This is a genomic window from Streptomyces sp. NPDC006365 (assembly GCF_042870755.1).
Taxonomy (GTDB): domain Bacteria; phylum Actinomycetota; class Actinomycetes; order Streptomycetales; family Streptomycetaceae; genus Streptomyces; species Streptomyces xiangluensis.
The window spans coordinates 34511-55770 of the sequence record NZ_JBIAHS010000013.1 but is presented as its reverse complement, the minus strand read 5'-3'; the positions used below and the strand labels follow the sequence as shown (position 1 = coordinate 55770).

Here is a 21260-nt window from a genome sequence, read left to right as displayed (position 1 = left end):
GCCCCTGAGGGCAGCGCGATGTGATGGCCGGGTGGTGGTGCCGCCTGGCGTTGCGGAGGCGGGGCAGGGGTGCGGTTTACGCCTGGGTGTCCTGCTGGCGGTAGCCGCTCGCGAGGAGCGTGCGGAGCCGGTCGAGGGATTCTCCCTCGGTGCCGGTGCCCTTGATCCAGGCAATGGAGCAGGCCGCGAGGAACAGGTCGTTGCCCCGCACCGACGCGCGCACGTGCCCCGCGAGCTGTGCGGCTCCCACGTACTGATCGGTGGCGGCGATGAGGATGTCGCAGGGAATCGTGAGCGGGTTGTCCGGCTCCTGCGCCCGGGCCGCGGCCATGAGCGGGTCCGGCAGACCGCTGAAGGCGCTGAAGTACTCCTCCATCGCCCGCAGCCACTGCTCCAGCGCCTCGGCGGGGTCGCCGAGCTGATCGATGTCCGCCTGGCGGGCCACCAGCTCCTCGGAGCGTGTCTGCAACACGGCCGCCAGCAGCGCCTCCCGGGTCGGGAAGTGCCGGTACAGGGTGCCGGGCCCCACGCCCGCCTCCTTGGCCACCACCTCTAGGGAGGTGCCGACCCCGTGCTGCAGGAAGTGACGCTGCACGGTCTCCAGGAGGGCAGCGCGGTTGCGCTGGACGTCCGCGCGGGGCTTGCGCCCCCGCTGCTCACCGGCGCTCATGCGCCCTCCTGCCTGCCGTGATCCCGCGGCCGCATCAAAACGGATGCTGCCTCCGTACTTAGTTGAGAGCAAAACGGAGGCGGCATCCGGTCAAACCGGCGGTCCGACCACGGAGCCCGGACAACGCAGGGGGCCGACATGTCTGGCCGTAGAGCGCAGGGCAAAAGCCATGCGGGCTGCCCCCGTACCAGCGTGCCGTTGTCCGGCCCCTCCCGCGCCGAGCCTGGCCCCGGTCCCCGGTCCGGGACGTCAGGGGGTGAGCTGTTGGTGTCCGATGACGGAGAGCAGTTCGAGTTTGCTGTGGCTCTCGGCTCAGCATCTCGCCGCCCCCCGTACACGAGGGGAACGCAGGCGTGGTCGAGGCTCCAGACCGACCCCAGAGCCGCGGGCAGCTTTGTCGGTCGCAATCCGAAAGCTTCTCGACCGATGTGACAAGGCGGGTCGAGACCGCTGACCGTGAGGTCACGTGGCGGCTACGAGACCAGCACACTGCGGGGCCACCTTGGCGTGCCGGATCAGTACGGACTCGACCCGCGCCTGGCGTCCAACTCCTGAGCCCGCGTACAGTCCGAGTTTGATCATTAACCTCGCTGCTGTTTCAGGCGCACGAGCCTCGTGACGCCCCATCAGAAGCAGCGTCGAACGAGCGTCAAGACACGTCCCCCACCGCCCCCTCACGAAGCCGCGGCAGAGCGTTCATCGCCCGCACCCCGCTGTTCGAAGCAGCAGGTGAGGCATGTGACACGAGCCTGCGACGCACTCCACGCGATGGACTGAGGGAAACAGGTCGGGCACACCTCGACGCACCTGAGCAGTCCAAGAAAACAGCAGGTCAGAGCGCCTTTGAAGCCGGTTCGAGGATCGCCACGCACTCCACATGATGCGTCATCGGGAACAAATCAAACGCCCGAAGCATCCGCACCCGATAACCCCCCTCCCGGAAGTACCCCAAGTCCCGCGCCAGCGCAGCCGGATCGCACGCCACATACGCGATGCGACGCGCCCCCAGGTCCGTCAGAAGCCGGACCGTCTTCTTGCCGGCGCCCGCCCGCGGTGGGTCCAGGACGATCAGGTCGGCCTCGGTGATGCCGGTGCGCGGCAGCACCGCCTCGACCTTGCCGTGTTCGATGCGGACGCGGTCGAAGGCGGCGAGGTTGTGCCGGGCGTCTTCCACCGCGCGCTTGCCGGACTCGATGCCGAGCACTGCGCCCTGGTCGCCCAGGCGGTCGGCCAGGGCGCCCGCGAAGAGGCCGACGCCGCAGTACAGGTCGAGCGCCGTCTCGCCCTTGCGCGGCAGCAGGCCCTGCATGACCGCCTTGACCAGCGCGTCCGCGGACTTCGGGTGGACCTGCCAGAAGCCGCCGCTGCCGACTCGGTACGTGCGGTCGTCCGCACGCTCGCGCACGAACGGGCGGCCGTGGACCCGGTGGACCCCGCCGTCCTTCTCCTCCACGCGCATCACCGACACCGGCCGGTCCAGCTCCACGATCGGCAGGCGGGCGCCGGGCCTTGGCGTCAGGATCACCTGCCGGTCCTGGGAGCCCGTCGCCGCGATCGCCTCGATCGACTCCATTCCGGACCAGTCGCGCTGCTCGATGCCCAGCTCGCTGACGCCCGGCGCGGCGATCATGCAGTGCTCGATCGGCTCGACCTCGTGCGAACGGTGCCGTCGCAGACCGGCATGCCCGGAGTCGTCCACGGCGTACTGCACGCGCGTACGCCAGGCGGGCACCTCACCGGCGGGCACCTTGTCGCCCTCGGCCGGCATCACCGTGCCGTCCCAGCCGGCCTCCTCGGGCGTCAGGCCCGCGAGCCGCTTCAGCTGCTCGGCGATCACCTCGCCCTTCATGCGGCGCTGCGCGCCCGGCTTGGCGTGCTGCCAGTCGCAGCCGCCGCAGCGGCCGGGGCCCGCGTACGGGCAGGGCGCCTCGACTCGGTCCTTGGACGCTTCCAGGACGGTCACGGCGTCCGCGCGCAGGAAGCGCGAATCCTCCTCGCCCTCCGTCACGCGCGCGACGACCCGCTCACCGGGCAGCGCATGCCGGACGAACAGCACCTGTCCCTCGGACGTACGAGCGATGCAGTGCCCCCCGTGGGCGACGGGCCCGATCTCGACCTCGTACTCCTGCCCCACGAGCGACCCCGCCGGCGTTTTCTTCGGTTCTGCCTGCATGGCGGGGTGACTCCAGATGCGAAAAGGGGGAACGGCCGGACAACAGCCCACCAGTCTACGTGGACACCGCCCAGCCGTTCGACACGAGTCCGTCAGCCCCTCGGAGTGCTGGGCTCCTTGGGCCGCTCCTCCGCGGGACCACGCCGCACGGAACCCGGCGCGTTCCACTCCTGCTGCTTCCGTGCCCGCCGCTTGGCCACTTCGGAGGACTCCAGCTGGTACGGCACGGAGGTCACCATCACCCCGGGTGTGAACAGCAGCCGCCCCTTGAGCCTGAGGGCGCTCTGGTTGTGCAGCAGTTGCTCGTACCAGTGGCCGACCACGTACTCGGGGATGATCACGCTGACCGCGTCGCGCGGGGACTCCTTGCGCAGGTTCTTCACGTACTCGATGACCGGCCGCGTGATCTCGCGGTACGGGGAGTCGAGAACCTTCAGCGGTACGTCGATGCCGCGTCGCTCCCACTCCTCCCTCAGTGCCTTCGTCTCGGCCGGGTCGACATTGACGCTGAGCGCCTCCAGAGTGTGCGAGCGCATCAGCTTGGCGTAGGCGAGGGCGCGCAGCGTCGGGCGGTGGATCTTCGAGATCAGGACCACGGAGTGGACGCGCGAGGGGCGTACGACATCATCGCTCGGCCCTTCCGGCGCGGCGATCTCCTCGGCGACGCGGTCGTAGTGCTTACGGATCGCGGACATGATCGCGTAGAAGATCACCATGCCGAGCAGCGCGACCCAGGCGCCGTGCGTGAACTTGGTGACGAGCACGACGACCAGCACAAGGCCGGTGAAGAAAGCACCGAACGTATTGATCGCCCGGGAGCGGTACATGCGGCGGCGCACGGCCTGGTTCCGCTCGGTGGCCAGGTGGCGGTTCCAGTGCCGGACCATGCCGGTCTGGCTGAGCGTGAAGGAGACGAAGACGCCGACGATGTAGAGCTGGATCAGCCGGGTCGAGTCGGCGCCGTAGACCCACACCAGGAGCCCGGCGGCGCCCGCGAGCAGCACGATGCCGTTCGAGAAGGCGAGGCGGTCGCCGCGGGTGTGCAGCTGACGGGGCAGATAGCGGTCCTGGGCGAGGATCGAGCCCAGCAGCGGGAAGCCGTTGTACGCGGTGTTGGCCGCGAGGAAGAGAACCAGCGCGGTGGCCGCGGCGAGCACCACGAACATGAAGCTGCCCTCACCGAAGACGGCCTCGGCAACCTGCGAGATCACCGGGTTCTGGACGTAGTCGGCGCCGACCGCGACGCCGTTCTCCAGCAGGTCGTGCGCCGGGTTCTCGGCCATGCGGACGTTCGTCGCCATGGCCAGGCCGATGATGCCGCAGAACATGGTGACGGCCAGCAGGCCCATCATCGCGAGCGTGTTCCCCGCGTTCTTGGACTTGGGCTTGCGGAAGGCCGGGACGCCGTTGCTGATCGCCTCGACGCCGGTGAGCGCGGCACAGCCGGAGGAGAAGGCGCGCAGCATCAGGAAGACCAGCGCAAAGCCCGCGAGCCCCTGGTTCTCGGCCTTGATCTCGAAGCCGGCGGTCGGCGCCCTCATGGTGTCGCCGAGGAACAGACCGCGGAACGCGCCCCAGGCGATCAGGGCGAAGACGCCCGTCACAAAGACGTACGTCGGAATCGCGAAGAGCCTCCCGGACTCCTTGACCCCGCGCAGGTTCATCAGCGTGAGCAGCACGATGACGGCGATCGCGCACGCCACCTTGTGCTCGACCACGAAGGGGATCGCGGAGCCCAGGTTCTCGATGCCGGAGGAGATCGACACGGCGACGGTGAGCACGTAGTCGACGAGCAGCGCGCTGGCGACGGTGAGACCGGCTTTGGGGCCGAGGTTGGTGTTGGCCACCTCGTAGTCGCCGCCGCCGCTCGGGTACGCGTGCACGTTCTGCCGGTATGAGGCCACCACCGTGAACATCAGCACGACGACCGCGACCGCGATCCAGGGGCTGAAGTGGTAGGCCGACACGCCCGCGATGGACAGGACCAGCAGCACCTCGCCCGGCGCGTACGCCACGGAGGAGAGCGGGTCCGAGGCGAACACGGGGAGGGCGATGCGCTTCGGAAGGAGCGTTTCCCCCAGCCGGTCACTGCGCAGTGCGCGCCCGATGAGGATCCGTTTGGGCACGTCGGTCAGTTTGGACACGCTGAGGATCGTAAGCCGTCGGGGTATGGGGCGCCCACCCGCCACCCGACATCTGCTCTACGAGTGAATTAAGCGACGGGTGATGCTGCGGGTTCCGGCACCGACGGCGTCCCCATGTCTATATGACAAAACCCCGCATCCCACCCCTCCTGGAGACCTCATGACGCAAGCGACCGCGGAACTCATCGGCGCCGCCGCCGCACTCCTCGGGCTCGGTGTCCTCACCCTCGTCAGCGTCCGCAGCATCAGCCGCCGCTGATCGCGGCAAGGCCGTGGGCGAGCGTGCACAGGGGTGCCCACCGCGGACCGCGCGTGTGTAGCTTGGGCATCGGTCTGAGACCCTGTTCGAGGCCTTTTCAGCCTGAGCAGTAACTCCATGAGCAGTAACGATTGACAGCGGAAGGACGGTCGTGCACATCGTCATCATGGGCTGCGGGAGAGTGGGTTCCGCTCTCGCCCAGACCCTGGAGCAACAGGGGCACACGGTCGCCGTGGTCGACCAGGACCCCACCGCCTTCCGACGACTGGGCTCCGGGTTCGGCGGCCGTCGTGTCACCGGAGTCGGCTTCGACCAGGACACCCTGCGCGAGGCGGGCATCGAGGAGGCGGGCGCATTCGCCGCCGTCTCCAGTGGGGACAACTCGAACATCATCGCCGCCCGGGTGGCCCGCGAGATGTTCGGCATCGAGAACGTCGCGGCGCGCATCTACGACCCCCGCCGCGCCGAGGTCTACCAGCGCCTGGGCATCCCGACCGTGGCCACCGTCCGCTGGACCGCCGACCAGATGCTGCGCCGGCTGCTCCCGTCGGGCGCCGAGCCGCTGTGGCGCGATCCCACCGGCGGTGTGCAGCTCGCCGAGGTGCACGCGTCGACGGTGTGGGTGGGCCGGCGGATCAGCCGGCTCCAGGACGAGACCGGCGTACGCGTCGCTTTCCTCACCCGGCTTGGAGAGGCGATCCTGCCGAGCTCGCAGACGGTGCTGCAGGAGGGCGATCTGGTGCACGTGATGATGCGTACGGACGACGTGGACAAGGTCGAGGCGGCGTTCGCCAAGGGCCCTGACGAGGAGGGCGGTCACTGATGAGGGTCGCCATTGCCGGTGCCGGTGCGGTGGGCCGCTCGATCGCGGGCGAGCTGCTGGAGAACGGGCACGAGATCCTGCTGATCGACAAGGCGCCGACCGCGATCTCGGTCGAGCGCGTGCCGCAGGCGGAGTGGCTGCTGGCCGACGCCTGCGAAATCACTTCGCTGGACGAGGCGGCGCTTCAGCGCTGCAACGTCGTCATCGCCGCCACGGGCGACGACAAGGTCAACCTCGTCGTCTCGCTGCTGGCGAAGACGGAGTACGGCGTTCCGCGCGTCGTCGCCCGCGTCAACAACCCCAAGAACGAGTGGCTGTTCAACGAGTCCTGGGGCGTGGACGTGGCCGTCTCGACCCCCCGCCTGATGTCGGCCCTGGTCGAGGAGGCTGTGAGCGTGGGCGACCTGGTCCGCCTCCTCCGCTTCAGCCACGGCGACGCCAACCTCGTCGAGCTGACACTCCCCCCGGAGTCGGCCCTCGCAGGCATCCGGGTCGGCGACGTGGAATGGCCCGAGGACACGTCGTTGGTCACCATCATCCGCGGCACCCGAGTCCTCACCCCGACCCGGGAGGACTCCCTGGAAGCAGGCGACGAGTTGCTGTTCGTAGCGGCCCAGGCCAGGGAGGAGCAGCTGGAGGACCTGCTGTCGGTTCGGCGGGAGGATGCGGTCGGCTAGAACGCTCGGATACGAGGATGGGGCTCCCGGAGATCTCCGGGAGCCCCATCCTCGTATCCGAGCGTCAGCGCTTGCGGTGCTTCGGGCCGCCCGATTCGACTGAGTCCGTCGGGCCGTCCGTGAGGCGTTGCAGGGTCTCGTCGGCCAAGGGGTCCATCGCGTCGCCGAAACGCTCGGCCGTACGCCGGCGCTCCTCCTCGGCCTTCTCCTCCGCCTCCATCTCGGCGAAGACGTCGATCGGCGCGGGCGCCTTCGCCAGGAACACCCAGGTCAGCCACACTGCCAACAGGAACGGCGGAATCTTCAACGCGACCAGGACCCACCCCAGCTGGGTGGTGTCCGCCCACCAGTACAGCGGAAAGAGGATCGCGCACTTGGCGAGCAGAATCGCCCCCCACGCGTAACTCGCCTTCGCGTACGCCTTCTTGCGGCCCGGGTTACGCGTCCGCCAGGAGAGGTTCTCCTTGAAGACCGGGCCGAGGATCAGCCCGATCAGCGGAACGCCCGCGAGGGTCGTGATGATGTACGCGAGGCCCAGGCCAAGCGTGTAGAGCATGCCCGGCAGATAGAAGTCCTTGGCGTTGCCGGTCATCATCGCGAAGACCACGCCGAAGGCCACCCCGAAGACACCGCTGAAGGCGTGCTTGACGGTGTCCTTCATGACCAGGCGCACGACGACGAGCAGCACGGAGACGCCGAGCGCCGCGATGGCCGCGGAGTGCAGGTCCTTGTTGACCGTGTAGATCGTGACGAAGAGGAGGCCGGGCAGGACCGTCTCGATCATGCCCCGCAGACCGCCGAACGCCTCGAAGAGCGCGGCCTCCGTCACCGCCCGCGAGTCGTGGGCGTCGTCTTCGGTCGGCTTGTCGAGCGACGTCACCGGCTACTCCCGTCCGAGGGGTCTGAGTTCGTACTTCGGATTGAACAGCACCCGGCGGCCCCGGCTCATCGAGATCCGGCCCGATGCGATCAGCTTGCGCCCCGGTTCGATCCCCACGATGGAGCGCCTGCCGAGCCACACCACGTCCAGGGCGCCCGAACCGTCGAACAGTTCGGCCTCCAGAGCCGGGACACCGGCCCTCGGGCGCAGCGTGACCGTGCGCAAGGTACCAGTAACGGTCACTATCTGTCGGTCATCCGCGTCACCGATACGCGTACACCCGGTGGTCTCGGTGTCCTCGCGCAGTTCCTCCGACTCCAGGTCCTCCTGCGACGAGGAGAGCCGGTCGATCATCCGCCGGAAACGGCCCGGCGGCCTTTCGGAACGAGGAACAGCGCTCATGCCTGAAGCGTACCGGGGGCCTCTGACAGCTTCGTACCCCCTAGGTTTACCCATAGCACTAACGCTCGAATCGATACCCCATCCCCGGCTCCGTGATGAAGTGCTGAGGATGCGAAGGATCCCCCTCCAGCTTGCGCCGCAACTGGGCCATGTAGACGCGCAGGTAGTTGGTCTCGGTCCCGTACGAGGGACCCCAGACCTCCTGGAGCAGCTGCTTCTGGCTGACCAGGCGGCCCGCGTTGCGCACCAGCACCTCCAGGAGGTGCCACTCGGTCGGGGTGAGGCGCACGTCGCGGCCTGCCCGGTTGACCTTCTTGGCGGACAGGTCGACCGTGAAGTCCTCCGTCTCCACGATCACTTCGTCCTCGCCGCCCCCGTTGGGCTCCGCGCGGCGGACGGCGGCCCGCAGCCGGGCCAGCAGCTCGTCCATGCCGAAGGGCTTGGTGACGTAGTCGTCGGCGCCCGCGTCGAGGGCCTCGACCTTCTCGTCCGAGGAGTGCCGGGCCGACAGCACCAGGATCGGTACGCGCGTCCAGCCGCGCAGTCCCTTGATCACCTCGACGCCGTCCATGTCCGGCAGGCCCAGGTCGAGCACGATCACGTCGGGGTGGCGGGCGGCCGCGAGCCGGAGCGCGGTGGCGCCGTCGGGAGCCGCGTCCACCTCGTACTTGCGTGCCTTGAGGTTGATCACGAGGGCTCGGGTGATCTGCGGCTCGTCGTCGACCACGAGGACGCGGGTCATGAAGCCTGCCTTTCCGGTTGTGCGAGTTCTGCGGGGCGTACGGCACAGGACGGGCCCGCCCGGACGGTGAGCACCATCGTGAGTCCGCCTCCGGGAGTGTCCTCGGTGTCGAGGGTGCCGCCCATGGCCTCGGCGAAGCCTCGGGCGACCGCGAGCCCGAGGCCCACGCCGGCGCCGCGCGGGGCGTCACCGTAGCGCTGGAAGGGCGCGAAGATACGCTCCTTGGCCTCGTCCGGGACGCCGGGCCCGCGGTCCACCACCCGCACCTCGACCCGGTCTCCGAGCGTGCTGGCGGCCACCAGCACCCGCTCCCCGTCAGGGCTGTACTTCACCGCGTTCTCAACGATGTTGGCGACCGAGCGCTCCAGCAGCCCCGGGTCGACGGCGACCATGGGCAGGGTCTCCGGGATGTCGAGGTCCACGCTGTCCTCGGGTACGCCGCCCAGCGCCATCGGGACGACCTCGTCGAGGTCGATCTCGCGGATCAGCGGGGTGACGGTGCCGGTCTGCAGCCGGGACATGTCCAGGAGATTGCCCACCAGGTGATCAAGTCGGTCGGCGCCCGCCTCGATCCCCTCCAGGAGCTCGGCCTCGTCCTCCTGGGACCAGGCCACGTCATCGGACCGCAGGGACGACACGGCGGCCTTGATCGCGGCCAACGGGGTGCGCAGATCATGGCTTACGGCGGCCAGCAGCGCCGTACGGATGCGGTCGCCCTCTGCCAGCGTGCGGGCATGCTCGGCCTCCTGCTGGAGGCGCTGGCGGTCCAGTACGACGGCGGCCTGGGCGGCGAAGGCGGCCAGCACCCGGCGGTCCTCGGCGGGCAGCACCCGGCCGGACAAGGCCAGCGCCATGGCCGCCGACCGGCATGTCGACGTCCGCGTCCTCCGGCCGGATCGGCGGCTGCGGGCCGACACTGGCCGCGCAGGTCCACGGATCGACGTCGCTCGTACGTTCCAGCAGGGCCACCGACTCCATGGCGAAGGTCTCGCGGACCCGCTCCAGCAGGGCGTCGACACTGGTCTCGCCGCGCAGCACGCTGCCCGCCAGGAAGGAGAGGATCTCCGATTCGGCGCGCAGCCGGGCTGCCTGATGCGTACGCCGGGCCGCCAGGTCCACCACCGATGCCACCGACACGGCGACGCCCACGAAGATCGCCAGGGCGAGGATGTTCTTCGGGTCGGCGATCGTCAGCCGGTGGAAGGGCGGCGTGAAGTACCAGTTCAGCAGCAGGGAGCCGAAGGCTGCTGAGGCCAGCGACGGCAGCAGCCCGCCGAGTAGCGCCGCGGCCACCGTCAGCGTCAGGAACAGCAGCATGTCGTTGGTGAAGCCGAGGCCCGCGTCGGTGTGGGTGAGCAGCACCGTCAGCAGCGCCGGGCCGCCGACCCCGGTCAGCCAGCCTCCGATGATCCGGGACCGCCCGAGCCGCGCACCCCGGGCAACGGGCAGACCGCGCCCCTTGCCGACCTCGTCGTGCGTGATCAGGTGTACGTCCAGGTCGGGGCCCGACTCGCGGGCGACCGTGGCGCCGACGCCGGGCCCGAAGACGTACTGCCAGCCCTTGCGGCGGGAGACGCCGAGCACGATCTGCGTGGCGTTGACGCCCCGCGCGAACTCCAGCAGCGCCGAGGGAATCTCGTCCCCGATGACGTGATGGAAGGTACCGCCCAGGTCCTCCACCAGGGTGCGCTGGACTGCAAGTTCCTTCGGCGAGGCGGACGTCAGACCGTCGCTGCGCGCGATGTAGACCGCGAGCACCTCGCCGCCGGCGCCCTTCTCCGCGAGCCGGGCGGCCCGGCGGACCAGCGTCCGGCCCTCCGGACCACCCGTCAGCCCCACCACGATGCGTTCACGGGCCTGCCAGGTGGAGCGGATGCCGTGCTCGCCCCGGTACTGCTGGAGGTACTCGTCGACGCGGTCGGCGACCCAGAGCAGGGCCAGTTCGCGCAGGGCGGTCAGGTTGCCGGGGCGGAAGTAGTTCGACAGGGCCGCGTCGACCTTGTCCGGCTTGTAGATGTTGCCGTGCGCCATCCGCCGCCGCAGCGCCTGGGGCGACATGTCGACCAGCTCCATCTGATCGGCCCGGCGCACCACCTCGTCGGGGACGGTCTCCTTCTGCCGTACGCCCGTTATCGACTCGACCACGTCACCCAGCGACTCCAGATGCTGGATATTGACCGTCGCAACGACATCGATGCCGGCAGCGAGGAGTTCCTCGACGTCCTGCCACCGCTTGCCGTTGCGGGAGCCCGGGACGTTCGTGTGGGCCAGCTCGTCGACGAGCGCCACCTGTGGGCTGCGTGCCAGCACCGCGTCCACGTCCATCTCGGTGAAGAACGAGCCCCGGTCCTCCAGCTGCCGACGCGGGATCTCCTCCAGGCCGTGCAGCATCACCTCGGTCCGCGGCCGGGCGTGATGCTCGACGAAGGCCACCACGCAGTCCGTGCCCCGCTCGACGCGACGGTGCGCCTCGGACAGCATCGCGTACGTCTTGCCGACGCCCGGCGCCGCACCGAGATAGATCCGAAGCCTGCCGCGTCCCATGGGTTCCATTGTCTTCCCGTAACAGCCGCACACGCTGCGTCGACCTTACGGCCAATCGTCGGCTCCCAAGCAGCGGAAGGCGGGCCCGGAGACGTCTTTGACGTAACCCTGATGCGGCCCGCTCCTCAGCACCAGTTCAGTGCTCGACGATCTCGCCGTCGCTCAGCTCCAGCACCTGGTCCGCCAGGTCGAGCAGCGCGGCGTCATGCGTGGCGACGAGCGCGGTGACCTGCTCGCTGCGGACGACCGCGCGCAGCAGCTCCATCACGGCGAGGCCGGTCTCCGCGTCCAGCTGGCCGGTGGGTTCGTCGGCGATGAGGAGAGAGGGCTGGTTGGCGAGAGCGCGTGCGATGGCCACCCGCTGCTGCTGACCGCCGGAGAGCTCGCCGGGGCGCTGCGCCCCGTGATCGGCCAGGCCTACCAGGGCGAGCAGCAGCTCTACGCGCTCCTCGCGCTCGCGCGGATGGGCCCGGCGCAGCCGCAACGGGACGCCCACGTTCTCGGCGGCCGTCAGGATCGGGATGAGGCCGAAGGACTGGAAGACGAAGCCGATACGGTCCCGGCGCAGCCGGAGCAGCCCCTCCTCACCGAGCCCGGACAGCTCGAGACCGTCCACGGTGATCCGGCCCTCGTCCGGCTCGTCGAGCCCGCCGACGAGGTTCAGCAACGTCGTCTTGCCGGACCCCGAACGGCCCTTGAGGGCGACGAGTTCGCCGCGCGGCACATCGAAGGAGACCCCGCGCAGGGCGTGTACGGCGGTGGCTCCGGTCCCGTACGACCGGTGGACGTTCTCGACGCGCACCATGGTGTCGGTGGCGATCGCACCGCTGCCGCTCATCCGTTCCTCCCCCGTCGGCCGGGCGCCAGTATGGTCACCGGGTACCCGTCCCGGCAATGGTGTGGCACGGCCTGCGCGTCAGCCGCGCCGACAGACCGGAAACCCGCGTACGACCATGGGCCGCACCCGGCGAAGGTGCGGCCCATGGTCGTGCATCCGTGTCTACTGGTCGTGCATCCGTGTCTACTGGTCGTGCATCCGTAGCTACTGGTCGTGCATCCGTAGCTACCGGACGCGTCTACCGGACCTCGGTGATCTCCGGCCCGCGCTGCAGCTGCCCCATGCCTCCCGAGAAGCGGGAACCCGCCTGCTCCTCCTGCTGGACACCCTCGGCGACCATTTGTGCGTCCTCCGGCAGCTTCAGCACGATCGGGTCGCGCGGGGCCATCGGGCCCTCGCCGCGGACGACCACCGTGTCCCGGAAGATCTGCTCGAGCAGCCCGGCGGCCTGCGGCTGCACCGCGCCCTGCCCGGAGATCACTCCGCGCAGGAACCAGCGGGGACCGTCCACGCCGACGAACCGTACGACCTGGAAACCGCCGGTCCCGTCCGGCAGCTGCACCGGTACCTGGGCGCGCAGCTCCCAGCCCAGCGGGCCCTCGACCTCGTCGATGACACCGCCCTGCTGGGTGATGCCGGTGGCGATCTCCTCACGAACCTCGCCCCAGATGCCCTCGCGCTTGGGGGCGGCGAAGGCCTGCAGCTGGACGGCGCTGTCCTTCAGCACCACGGTGGCCGCGACGATGGCGTCGCCCGCGACCTCCACGCGCAGTTCCATGCCGTCGACCCCGGGCACGAAGAGGCCGCCCAGATCGACCCGGCCCTCGGCCGGATCGCGGACCTCCGAACTGTCCCAGGGACCGTCGGGGCGCGGCTTGGGTTCGAGCCGTACGCGCTCCTGCTCTGCGTCGTCCGTCTCAGTGTCGACTTCCTCAACTACGCCGTCGACCTGCTCGGCCTCGCTCGCCGCGTCCTCGGCGGCACTGCCCTTCTTGCGACGTCCGAACACGTCACTGTCCTTCCCGGTCGGATACGACCGAAGCGTATCGATTCCCACCCGTTGTGCCGTCCACCGCGGCATGGCCGCCGGTGGACCCGAAGCCCCCTGCGGCCCGTGTCGAGTCGGGAAGCTCCGCCACCTCCTGGAAGCGCACCTTCTCGACCTGCTGGACGACCAGTTGGGCAATCCGGTCGAAGCGCTCGAACCGCACGGACTCGCGCGGGTCGAGATTCACCACGATCACCTTGATCTCCCCACGGTACCCGGCATCCACGGTCCCTGGGGCATTCACGAGAGCGACTCCGCAGCGGGCGGCGAGCCCGGATCGCGGGTGCACGAAGGCCGCGTACCCCTCGGGGAGTGCGATGGACACTCCGGTGGGCAGCACGGCCCGCTCGCCGGGCGCGAGCTCACGGCTTTCGGTCGTCCGCAGATCCGCGCCGGCGTCGCCGGGGTGCGCGTATTCCGGAAGTGGTACGTCCGGATCGACGCGCTTGATCAGCACATCAACGGGGCTCGGGGGCACGGATCGGGTCACGGGTTCACCTCGAAGGCGCGAGCTCGCCGGACCTGATCCGGGTCGTTCATGGCCGCCTGGATCTCCTCCTGGCGGCCGTTGTCGACGAAGTGGTCGACCTTGACCTCGATGAACAAGGCGTCCGCGCGGACCGCGACCGGACCTTCGGGTCCGCCTATCCGGCCGGTGGCCGTGGAGTAGATCTTCCGTCCGGCCACCGCCGTGACCTCGGCTTCCAGATGCAGCACGGTGTCCACGGGGACGGGCCGTACGAAGTCGGTCTCCAGGCGACCGGTCACCGCGATCGTCCGCAGCAGCCAGTTCAGCGAGCCGAGCGTTTCGTCGAGAGCGCTCGCGAGAACGCCGCCGTGGGCGAGACCGGGCGCGCCCTGGTGGGCGGTCTGGACGGTGAACTCGGCGGTGATCCTGACGCCTTCGCCCGCACGGGCCGCGAGGTGCAGCCCGTGCGCCTGTCCGCCGCCACAGCCGAAGCAGTGCTCGTAGTGCGCGCCTAGCAGTTCGCCGGGGGCGGGCGCGTCCGGGTGCCGCACCGGTGCCACGGCGTCGGGCGGGGGGCGCAGGGTCGAAGAGGTACCACTCACAGGCGCAGACCTTACCTCCGCGTCAGCAGCCCGTAGGCACCGTGGCAGGGTTGATTGCAGTCGTTGGCTTTGCCTGTGTTTCCTGGGTTTGGCTGTGCATCACGATCTGCCAGTGGCTGGGCAGGTACGCGCTACTTTCACATGATTGAGCGACAGACGAACAGATCTGTGAATAGCTCGCGTTGGGCTTCCCTAACCTCCTGGCTGGAGAACTCCTTCGTCTGTCGGTGGCAGCGCGCCAGGTGGGTGCGGGCGACTCACGAGGGATCGGCTGGCCCATTTCGGTACCGCGTGGATCATCGCCTTGCTGGAGCGGGATCAGGTACGGGTGGAGGTCCTGCATTCCCGCCGCGGAACACCAGGCGGGAGTGGGGGACACCAGGGCGGGGAGGTGGACGGTGCGGCGGAAGATCCAGCTGGGTGAGGGGCAGACGGAGCGCGTCGCGTGTGCCTCGGTTTCCGCGTTCCGGGGCCTGGACACGGTCACCGGCGAGGTGCTGGGCACTCAAGTACTGGCCGGGCGGGTGGGCTGGCTGACGTCCCTGGTCGAGGAGCTGTGCACCCAGGTCACCTCGCCGCACTGGAACCGGCCCGACCTCGCGCGGCTCGCCTCCGGGAGGGACTGCTCCGGTGCCCGGCTGCCGTCGAACGCGTGGATGGCCCTGCGCACGCTGGGATGGGGTGCGAGTGTGCCGGACGGGCTGTACCTGCCGGACCGGGTACGCAGGGTGGCCGAGGAGCAGGCCGGACGGGCGCTGCGGTCGGCCTGGTGGCGCAGCGAGATCACCGACGCGGTCCTGGCCACCTGGCCTGTTGGCCCGGATGCCGATCCCCTGCGGCGTACCGAAACCCAGTGGGCGGCGTTGCGGTGTGGAAAGCGTCCGGCGGGGCGGATGCCCCAGTCACCCACCCACCGCAGCCAGCGGCGTGGACGGCGGCAGGCACCGCACACGATGAGCACCCCCACCCGGCACCAGCCCCGTGGGGCCAGACTCGGCGCAGGCTTCCACCTGCACACCCACGCCACCCCCGTCACATCACGGGCACGGCCGCCGGGACAGCCGAGATCCTTTTCCCAGGACCGGAGCCGGGCCCAAAACCCAGCCCCGCCCAGGAATACCTAAGCTCATCTGCGACGCTTGGCTTCATGCAGCTCTCCGCCTCCTACGAAGAACGTCTGACCGCGCCCCGCACCTGGTGGCTCGTCTGCTTTCTGGTCGGCGTCTCGATGGCGCTGATCCTGCTGCCGTTCGGCGTGCTGCCCCTGCTGGGCGGCCTGGCCGGCGGCACGGCGGTCGCGGCGGTCGTGGCGAGTTCGTACGGCTCGGTCCGTATCCGGGTGGTGGGCGACTCGCTGATCGCGGGCGACGCGAAGATTCCGGTGTCGGCCCTGGGCGAGGCCCATGTGCTCGACGCCGAGGAGGCGCGCGCGTGGCGCACGTACAAGGCGGACCCGCGCGCCTTCCTGCTGCTGCGCGCATACATCCCCAAGGCCCTGCGGGTGGAGGTCACGGACCCGTCGGACCCGACGCCGTATCTGTACTTGTCCACGCGGGAGCCGGAGCGCCTGGCGGCGGCGCTGGACGCGGCGCGGGCGGCATAGGTCTTTCAGCGGGGCCCTTTTGACGAGCTGCCGCCCCGGCTCGACTTTCCGGCTTTCGGGACGCCGCCGAGAACGTCCAGAGCGGCTGACAACATGTACAACAACGAAGCGGGGCCCCGGTCTGGATCTGCCGGGGCCCCGCTCTCGTACGAGCTGATCAGACGCGTGACGCGCTGACCTCCACACCGTGCTCGGCGGCGAGGCGGCGGAGGTCGTCGAGCTCGGCCTCCTCGACCTCCGCGAGGAAGTCGTCGCCGGTCTCGCGTGCCCGCGTCAGGTCGGACTCGGTCGCCTTTATGCGCTGCAGAAGTCCTGCGGTGAATGCGTCCATGCTGCGCCCCCTCGTCCTGGGTCGTGGGTCGGTGGCACGGGGGTGTGCCGTTCGGAAGGGGCGATCACGTCTCCTGTGGATGCCCAGCGCTGCCCGTGCTGGGCGGCGACGGTGCCGGACACCCACGTCCGCTCTGCGGAAGCGGCCGGTGGTGTACCACATGGTGGTGTGGCACATGCAGAGCGTGATCGCGGGGTGTAAAGCCGTCCTCCCCGTACTCCCTTCCGCGGAAACCTCAACCGGAAGAGAAAATCTCGCATTCCCGGGCCTCTCACCCTCCTCTCACCCGTCTTACAGCCGACTTATGGCCGAAAAGGGCAGGATGGAGGTCTCACCCCCGACAGACCCCACCGGTGTGCGCCGAAGTGCGCTACGCGGGTGGACAGAGGAAGGACAAGCGACGTGCGCGTACTCGTCGTCGAGGACGAGCAGCTGCTCGCCGATGCGGTGGCCACCGGACTGCGCCGGGAGGCCATGGCCGTCGACGTCGTGTACGACGGTGCGGCCGCCCTGGAACGCATCGGCGTCAACGACTACGACGTGGTCGTCCTCGACCGTGACCTCCCACTGGTGCACGGCGACGACGTCTGCCGCAAGATCGTCGAGCTCGGCGTGCCCACACGCGTGCTGATGCTCACGGCCTCCGGTGACGTCAGCGACCGTGTCGAGGGCCTGGAGATCGGCGCCGACGACTATCTCCCCAAGCCCTTCGCGTTCAGCGAACTGACGGCACGCGTGCGTGCCCTCGGTCGGCGTACGAGCGTGCCGCTGCCGCCCGTCCTGGAGCGTGCCGGGATAAAGCTGGACCCCAACCGCCGCGAGGTCTTCCGCGACGGCAAGGAGGTCCAGCTCGCTCCCAAGGAGTTCGCCGTCCTGGAGGTGCTGCTGCGCAGCGAGGGCGCCGTCGTCTCCGCCGAGCAGCTCCTGGAGAAGGCCTGGGACGAGAACACCGACCCGTTCACCAATGTGGTGCGCGTCACGGTGATGACCTTGCGCCGCAAGCTCGGCGAGCCGCCGGTCATCGTGACCGTTCCCGGCTCCGGTTACCGGATCTGATCAGTGGTGGCCACGAGAAATGCGCTACCGACGGCGCCTCCGAAGCCCTCCTGGGACCCGCGGAGGCCGGAGCCCCCGTTCCCCTGGCTGCGCCCGACCATCCGGATAAGGCTGACGCTGCTGTACGGCGGGATGTTTCTGATCGCCGGCATCCTGCTGTTGTCGATCATCTATCTGCTGGCGGCACAGGCGCTGAACACGGGCAGTGATCCGCTCTTCAAGATCACGGGCGGCACCGACATAAAAGTCACGAGCGAGAACTGCCCCGCGGTCAACTCCGACCAGACGCTCGACGAGTTCAACGCGGCAATCGCCACCTGCATCGATCACCAGCGCCGGGTCGCCCTGGACGACCTGCTCAGTCGCTCCCTCCTGGCCCTGCTGGGTCTCGCGGTGATCGCTTTCGCCTTCGGCTACGCGATGGCCGGCCGTGTCCTGGCGCCGCTCGGCAGGATGACCCGCACCGCGCGTGCGGTGGCCGGCTCGGACCTCTCGCGCCGTATCGAGTTGGACGGTCCGGACGACGAGCTGAAGGAGCTGGCGGACACCTTCGACGACATGCTGGAGCGACTGCAACGGGCGTTCACGGCCCAGCAGCGCTTCGTCGGGAACGCCTCGCACGAGCTGCGTACGCCCCTGGCGATCAACCGCACGCTCCTGGAGGTGCATCTTTCCGATCCGGGGGCTCCCGTGGAGCTGCAACAGCTCGGCAAGACGCTGCTCGCCACCAATGAGCGCAGCGAACAGCTCGTCGAAGGGCTGTTGCTGCTGGCCCGCAGCGACAACCAGATCATCGAGCGCAAGGCGGTCGATCTCGCCGAGGTCGCCTCGCAGGCCATCGACCAGGTGCGCGCCGAGGCAGATGCGAACGGCGTGGCGATCCGCGGGGAGCAGGCCCCCGTGGTCGTCCAGGGCAACGGCGTACTCCTGGAGCGGATCGCGCTGAACCTCGTCCAGAACGCCGTCCGGTACAACGTGCCGAAGGACGGCTGGGTCGAGGTGACGACACAGGCGCAGCACGGCCAGGCGATCTTCGTGGTGTCGAACACGGGGCCCGTGGTGCCCGCGTACGAGATCGACAACCTCTTCGAGCCGTTCCGGCGGCTGCGGACCGAGCGGACCGGCAGCGACAAAGGTGTGGGGCTCGGCCTGTCGATCGCCAGGTCCGTGGCCCGTGCCCACGGCGGCCACATCAGCGCCGAGCCGCGTGAAGGGGGTGGGCTGGTGATGCGAGTCACCCTGCCCATCTGAGAACATGTCGCCGACACACGGCGTTGTTCGCTTTGCGCGGAATTTTCTGGGCAGCAGCCCAGGAGGTTCATGTGTGATCGATCACACAGGCGAATTTTTGGCCATCTACTCTCCGTGATCAAGGAGGCTGGCGGAAAGCCGGGAAAGTCCGGGTTTTCGATGGTCTTCATGACGGGAAGTACTGGTGAGACGCCTTTGTAGTGCGGCGTGAGGACCGTGTACGGTCCCGTTCGCCATCCAAGCCGATCACTACTGCTGAGTTCGGTTGGGTGTCGATTGAGTAACAGACCTTGATGTGAGGCAAAATCTCCGCCTCAGGTCGGGCACAAGTCCGGCCTCTCACGCGTTACGTGCGCTGAGACACCACAGACACCCAGAGGGGGAGAGCGACATGGCTACGGATTACGACACCCCACGCAAGACCGATGACGACGTCGACTCCGACAGCCTTGAGGAACTGAAGGCCCGTCGGAACGACAAGTCGACCTCGGCGGTCGACGTCGACGAGTTCGAGGCCGCCGAGGGCCTGGAACTGCCCGGTGCGGACCTCTCGAACGAAGAGCTGGCCGTACGGGTGCTGCCGAAGCAGCAGGACGAGTTCACCTGCATGAGCTGCTTCCTGGTCCACCACCGCAGCCAGCTGGCCCGCGAGAAGAACGGCCAGCCGATCTGCCGCGACTGCGACTGAGACAGGGTCGGCCGTGGTTGGCTCGACCCCGCCCTGGAAGCGCCGTTCTCATGACCAGGGAGCGGCCGGTCCGTCTTCGGACGGTGTACGTGACGACGAGCGGGGCCGTGAGGCCTCGCTCGAAGCAGCGGACGTGACAGGTGCCTCCGGTGCCCTGGAGGTGTCGGACAAGAAGGCGCCTGTCGCCAAGCGGCGGGCGGTCGCCGTCGGGCACGGGGTGAGGGACGGCGTCCGCTGGGGCGGCGGCAGGGCCAGGGCGTTCCTGGCTTACCTCACGGACCGGATCATCGAGAGCGCCCCGCGGATCCCCGTACGGGACCTCGCGACGCTCCAGCGGCAGTTCCCCGGCCTGGGTCCCGAGCAGCTCGCGGACAAGCTGGTCGCGGGCGCGTGCAACGCGACGGCGACGGTGGGCGCGGGGGTCGGCGCCGCCGCGATGATGCCCGTACCACCGGCGATGCCCGCGGAACTGGCCGCCGAGATCACCGGCGTGGCCGCCATCGAGCTGAAGCTGATCGCCGAGCTGTACGAGGTCTACGGTCAGCGACCGCCGGGCAATCTGAAGGAACGTACGACCACGTATCTGAACTCGTGGTCGGAGGAGCGCGGCATCGACGTGGCCAAGCCGTCGACGGTCAACGCCGCTCTCGGGATCCAGTTGAGGCGCGAGCTGCGCCAGCGGATCATGAAGCGGACGATCAGGAATCTGCCGAACCTGATGCCGTTCCTGGTGGGCGCCGCCGTTGGCGCGGCGATGAACCGCCGCGAGACCAGAAGACTCGCGGACCGCGTCCGCACGGACCTCCGCAAGACGCAGGTCCCCTGGGACGCCCTGCCCGCACTGCCGCCACTGGAGAAGCCCGCCGATCCCTTGGACATGGGCAACAACCACAAGGAACTCGGGTACTGAGCTCATTACGTGCGAAGGCTTCTAGCCACCGCCCTGGGAAGAGCTGCGATGGCCAGAAGCCTCCCGATGCTGCGAAAGGTGCTGACCTAGAGCGCCAGAGATGGCTGCCGTGTCAGTAGCAGGGGTTCACGTCGCTGACTGGATAGACGTTCGGAGCGTAGATCCAGCCCTTGGTTTGGGTGCCAGCGACGCGACCGTAGATCCACCTGTTTCCGTAGTCGTTGCGCACGGAACACCAGTAGTAGATCTTCGTGCCTTCGGCGAAAGTGCCCTTCGAACCGCATCCCTCGCTTTAGCCGTGCCAGTCGCCCCGCAGCGCCTACGCGATGTCAGTCGTGCCACGCGCCCAATTCCTCCAGGCGCCTCTGGAGCGGCTCGAACAGGCCGGGTGGGGCCGCGATGGTCAGGTCGGGTGAGAGGGGCTCTCCGGGGCGGCCGCCGGTGAGGGCGCCCGCCTCCCGGGCTATCAGGTCACCGGCCGCGTAGTCCCAGGGGTTCAGCCCGCGCTCGTAGTACGCGTCCAGGCGGCCCATCGCCACATCGCACAGGTCGATCGCGGCCGAGCCGCCGCGGCGGATGTCCCTCACCTCCGGAATGAGCTGCCGGACCACCTCGGCCTGCCGGGACCGGCGCTCGGCGAGATAGCCGAAGCCGGTGCCGACGAGGGCCAGCCCGAAGGCGGGGGCCGGCCGCACGCGCGCGGGGCGGTCGTTCACATACGCGCCCTCGCCCAGGACGGCCCGGTAGGTCTCGCCGCGCATCGGGGCGTGCACCACGCCGACGACCGTCTCGCCGTCCTTGCGGGCCGCGATCGAGACGGCCCAACTGGGCAGCCCGTACAGGTAGTTGACCGTTCCGTCGATGGGGTCGATGACCCACTGGATCCCGCTGCTGCCCTCGACGCTTGCGCCCTCCTCACCGAGCACGCCGTCGTCCGGCCTGAGGTCGGCGAGCAGGCCGGTGATCAGCTTCTCGGAGGCGATGTCCATCTCGGTGACGACATCAGCGGCGCTGGACTTGGTCGCGGCCACGCCGAGATCGTCGGGGCGGCCGTCGCGCAGGAAGGCGCCCGCGTGGTGCGCCGCGTCGAGCGCGATCTGCAGGAGTTCGGCCTTGAGCGGGTCGCTCGCGGTATCGGTCACGGTGCTCC

The 21260-nt window shown here is 69.2% G+C and carries 20 protein-coding genes and 1 pseudogene; 8 read left to right on the top strand and 13 right to left on the bottom strand.

Translation table 11 applies throughout. The annotated features are described in order from the left end of the window. Positions 1 to 76: 76 nt before the first annotated feature. The 3 genes from ACFYO0_RS30185 to ACFYO0_RS30175 all read right to left on the bottom strand — a co-directional run bounded on the left by ACFYO0_RS30185 (position 77) and on the right by ACFYO0_RS30175 (position 4987). Positions 77 to 670, bottom strand: coding sequence for a TetR/AcrR family transcriptional regulator (locus ACFYO0_RS30185; protein ID WP_388682364.1), 594 nt, complete (start codon positions 668 to 670; stop codon positions 77 to 79). An 832-nt stretch (positions 671 to 1502) separates the two neighbouring features. After that, positions 1503 to 2843 (bottom strand): class I SAM-dependent RNA methyltransferase, encoded by a 1341-nt coding sequence (locus ACFYO0_RS30180; RefSeq protein ID WP_388682362.1) that lies wholly within the window; start codon positions 2841 to 2843, stop codon positions 1503 to 1505. 92 nt (positions 2844 to 2935) lie between these two features. Then, complete coding sequence (locus tag ACFYO0_RS30175; protein WP_388682360.1) at positions 2936 to 4987, bottom strand: APC family permease; 2052 nt, start codon at positions 4985 to 4987, stop codon at positions 2936 to 2938. 410 nt (positions 4988 to 5397) lie between these two features. On the opposite strand from ACFYO0_RS30175, the gene ACFYO0_RS30170 reads away from it, so the two are divergent. Continuing rightward, the gene (locus ACFYO0_RS30170) at positions 5398 to 6069 is read left to right on the top strand and encodes an NAD-binding protein (RefSeq protein ID WP_388682358.1); all 672 of its coding nucleotides are present in this window, start codon (positions 5398 to 5400) and stop codon (positions 6067 to 6069) included. Beyond that, the gene (locus tag ACFYO0_RS30165; protein ID WP_388682356.1) at positions 6069 to 6746 is read left to right on the top strand and encodes a potassium channel family protein; all 678 of its coding nucleotides are present in this window, start codon (positions 6069 to 6071) and stop codon (positions 6744 to 6746) included. The genes ACFYO0_RS30170 and ACFYO0_RS30165 overlap by 1 nt, the downstream gene beginning before the upstream one ends. 64 nt (positions 6747 to 6810) lie before the next feature. Here the strand turns inward: ACFYO0_RS30165 and ACFYO0_RS30160 are convergent, their stop codons facing one another. The 8 genes and pseudogenes from ACFYO0_RS30160 to ACFYO0_RS30125 all read right to left on the bottom strand — a co-directional run bounded on the left by ACFYO0_RS30160 (position 6811) and on the right by ACFYO0_RS30125 (position 14271). Beyond that, positions 6811 to 7626: a DUF3159 domain-containing protein gene (locus ACFYO0_RS30160; protein WP_388682354.1), complete on the bottom strand. Its 816-nt coding sequence runs from the start codon at positions 7624 to 7626 to the stop codon at positions 6811 to 6813. 3 nt (positions 7627 to 7629) lie between these two features. Next, positions 7630 to 8028, bottom strand: a complete 399-nt coding sequence (locus ACFYO0_RS30155; protein WP_388682352.1) for an OB-fold nucleic acid binding domain-containing protein — start codon at positions 8026 to 8028, stop codon at positions 7630 to 7632. A gap of 58 nt (positions 8029 to 8086) precedes the next feature. Beyond that, positions 8087 to 8770, bottom strand: coding sequence for a response regulator (locus ACFYO0_RS30150; RefSeq protein ID WP_388682350.1), 684 nt, complete (start codon positions 8768 to 8770; stop codon positions 8087 to 8089). After that, positions 8767 to 11314 (bottom strand): annotated as a pseudogene (locus ACFYO0_RS30145) (ATP-binding protein). The gene ACFYO0_RS30150 and the pseudogene ACFYO0_RS30145 overlap by 4 nt, the downstream one beginning before the upstream one ends. A 136-nt stretch (positions 11315 to 11450) precedes the next feature. Further along, positions 11451 to 12152: an ABC transporter ATP-binding protein gene (locus tag ACFYO0_RS30140; protein ID WP_388682348.1), complete on the bottom strand. Its 702-nt coding sequence runs from the start codon at positions 12150 to 12152 to the stop codon at positions 11451 to 11453. Positions 12153 to 12390: 238 nt separating this feature from the next. Then, positions 12391 to 13161: a DUF3710 domain-containing protein gene (locus tag ACFYO0_RS30135; protein WP_386355772.1), complete on the bottom strand. Its 771-nt coding sequence runs from the start codon at positions 13159 to 13161 to the stop codon at positions 12391 to 12393. A gap of 1 nt (position 13162) precedes the next feature. Beyond that, complete coding sequence (gene dut / locus ACFYO0_RS30130; RefSeq protein ID WP_344386860.1) at positions 13163 to 13678, bottom strand: dUTP diphosphatase; 516 nt, start codon at positions 13676 to 13678, stop codon at positions 13163 to 13165. Positions 13679 to 13686: 8 nt separating this feature from the next. Further along, the gene (locus ACFYO0_RS30125; protein ID WP_388682347.1) at positions 13687 to 14271 is read right to left on the bottom strand and encodes a PaaI family thioesterase; all 585 of its coding nucleotides are present in this window, start codon (positions 14269 to 14271) and stop codon (positions 13687 to 13689) included. Between the two features lie 398 nt (positions 14272 to 14669). On the opposite strand from ACFYO0_RS30125, the gene ACFYO0_RS30120 reads away from it, so the two are divergent. Then, a complete protein-coding gene (locus ACFYO0_RS30120; RefSeq protein ID WP_388682346.1) occupies positions 14670 to 15395 on the top strand; it encodes a hypothetical protein in 726 nt (241 codons plus the stop codon). A 23-nt stretch (positions 15396 to 15418) separates the two neighbouring features. Next, positions 15419 to 15874, top strand: a complete 456-nt coding sequence (locus ACFYO0_RS30115) for a DUF3093 domain-containing protein (RefSeq protein WP_388682345.1) — start codon at positions 15419 to 15421, stop codon at positions 15872 to 15874. Between the two features lie 157 nt (positions 15875 to 16031). Here ACFYO0_RS30115 and ACFYO0_RS30110 read toward each other — a convergent pair whose 3' ends face one another. Further along, positions 16032 to 16205 carry a hypothetical protein gene (locus ACFYO0_RS30110; RefSeq protein ID WP_344386815.1) on the bottom strand — a complete coding sequence of 58 codons (174 nt, stop codon included), beginning with the start codon at positions 16203 to 16205 and terminating at the stop codon, positions 16032 to 16034. 402 nt (positions 16206 to 16607) lie between these two features. Between ACFYO0_RS30110 and ACFYO0_RS30105 the strand changes: the two genes are divergently transcribed. From ACFYO0_RS30105 to ACFYO0_RS30090, 4 genes are all read left to right on the top strand, one after another. Further along, positions 16608 to 17261 carry a response regulator transcription factor gene (locus ACFYO0_RS30105; protein ID WP_388682343.1) on the top strand — a complete coding sequence of 218 codons (654 nt, stop codon included), beginning with the start codon at positions 16608 to 16610 and terminating at the stop codon, positions 17259 to 17261. Between the two features lie 6 nt (positions 17262 to 17267). Continuing rightward, the gene (locus ACFYO0_RS30100; RefSeq protein ID WP_388682693.1) at positions 17268 to 18512 is read left to right on the top strand and encodes a sensor histidine kinase; all 1245 of its coding nucleotides are present in this window, start codon (positions 17268 to 17270) and stop codon (positions 18510 to 18512) included. Between the two features lie 391 nt (positions 18513 to 18903). Further along, on the top strand, positions 18904 to 19200 hold the full coding sequence (locus tag ACFYO0_RS30095) for a DUF4193 domain-containing protein (protein ID WP_005481602.1): 297 nt from the start codon (positions 18904 to 18906) through the stop codon (positions 19198 to 19200). Positions 19201 to 19213: 13 nt separating this feature from the next. Then, positions 19214 to 20110: a hypothetical protein gene (locus ACFYO0_RS30090; RefSeq protein ID WP_388682341.1), complete on the top strand. Its 897-nt coding sequence runs from the start codon at positions 19214 to 19216 to the stop codon at positions 20108 to 20110. Positions 20111 to 20439: 329 nt separating this feature from the next. Here the strand turns inward: ACFYO0_RS30090 and ACFYO0_RS30085 are convergent, their stop codons facing one another. Beyond that, complete coding sequence (locus ACFYO0_RS30085; RefSeq protein ID WP_388682339.1) at positions 20440 to 21252, bottom strand: inositol monophosphatase family protein; 813 nt, start codon at positions 21250 to 21252, stop codon at positions 20440 to 20442. Between the last annotated feature and the right edge of the window lie 8 nt (positions 21253 to 21260).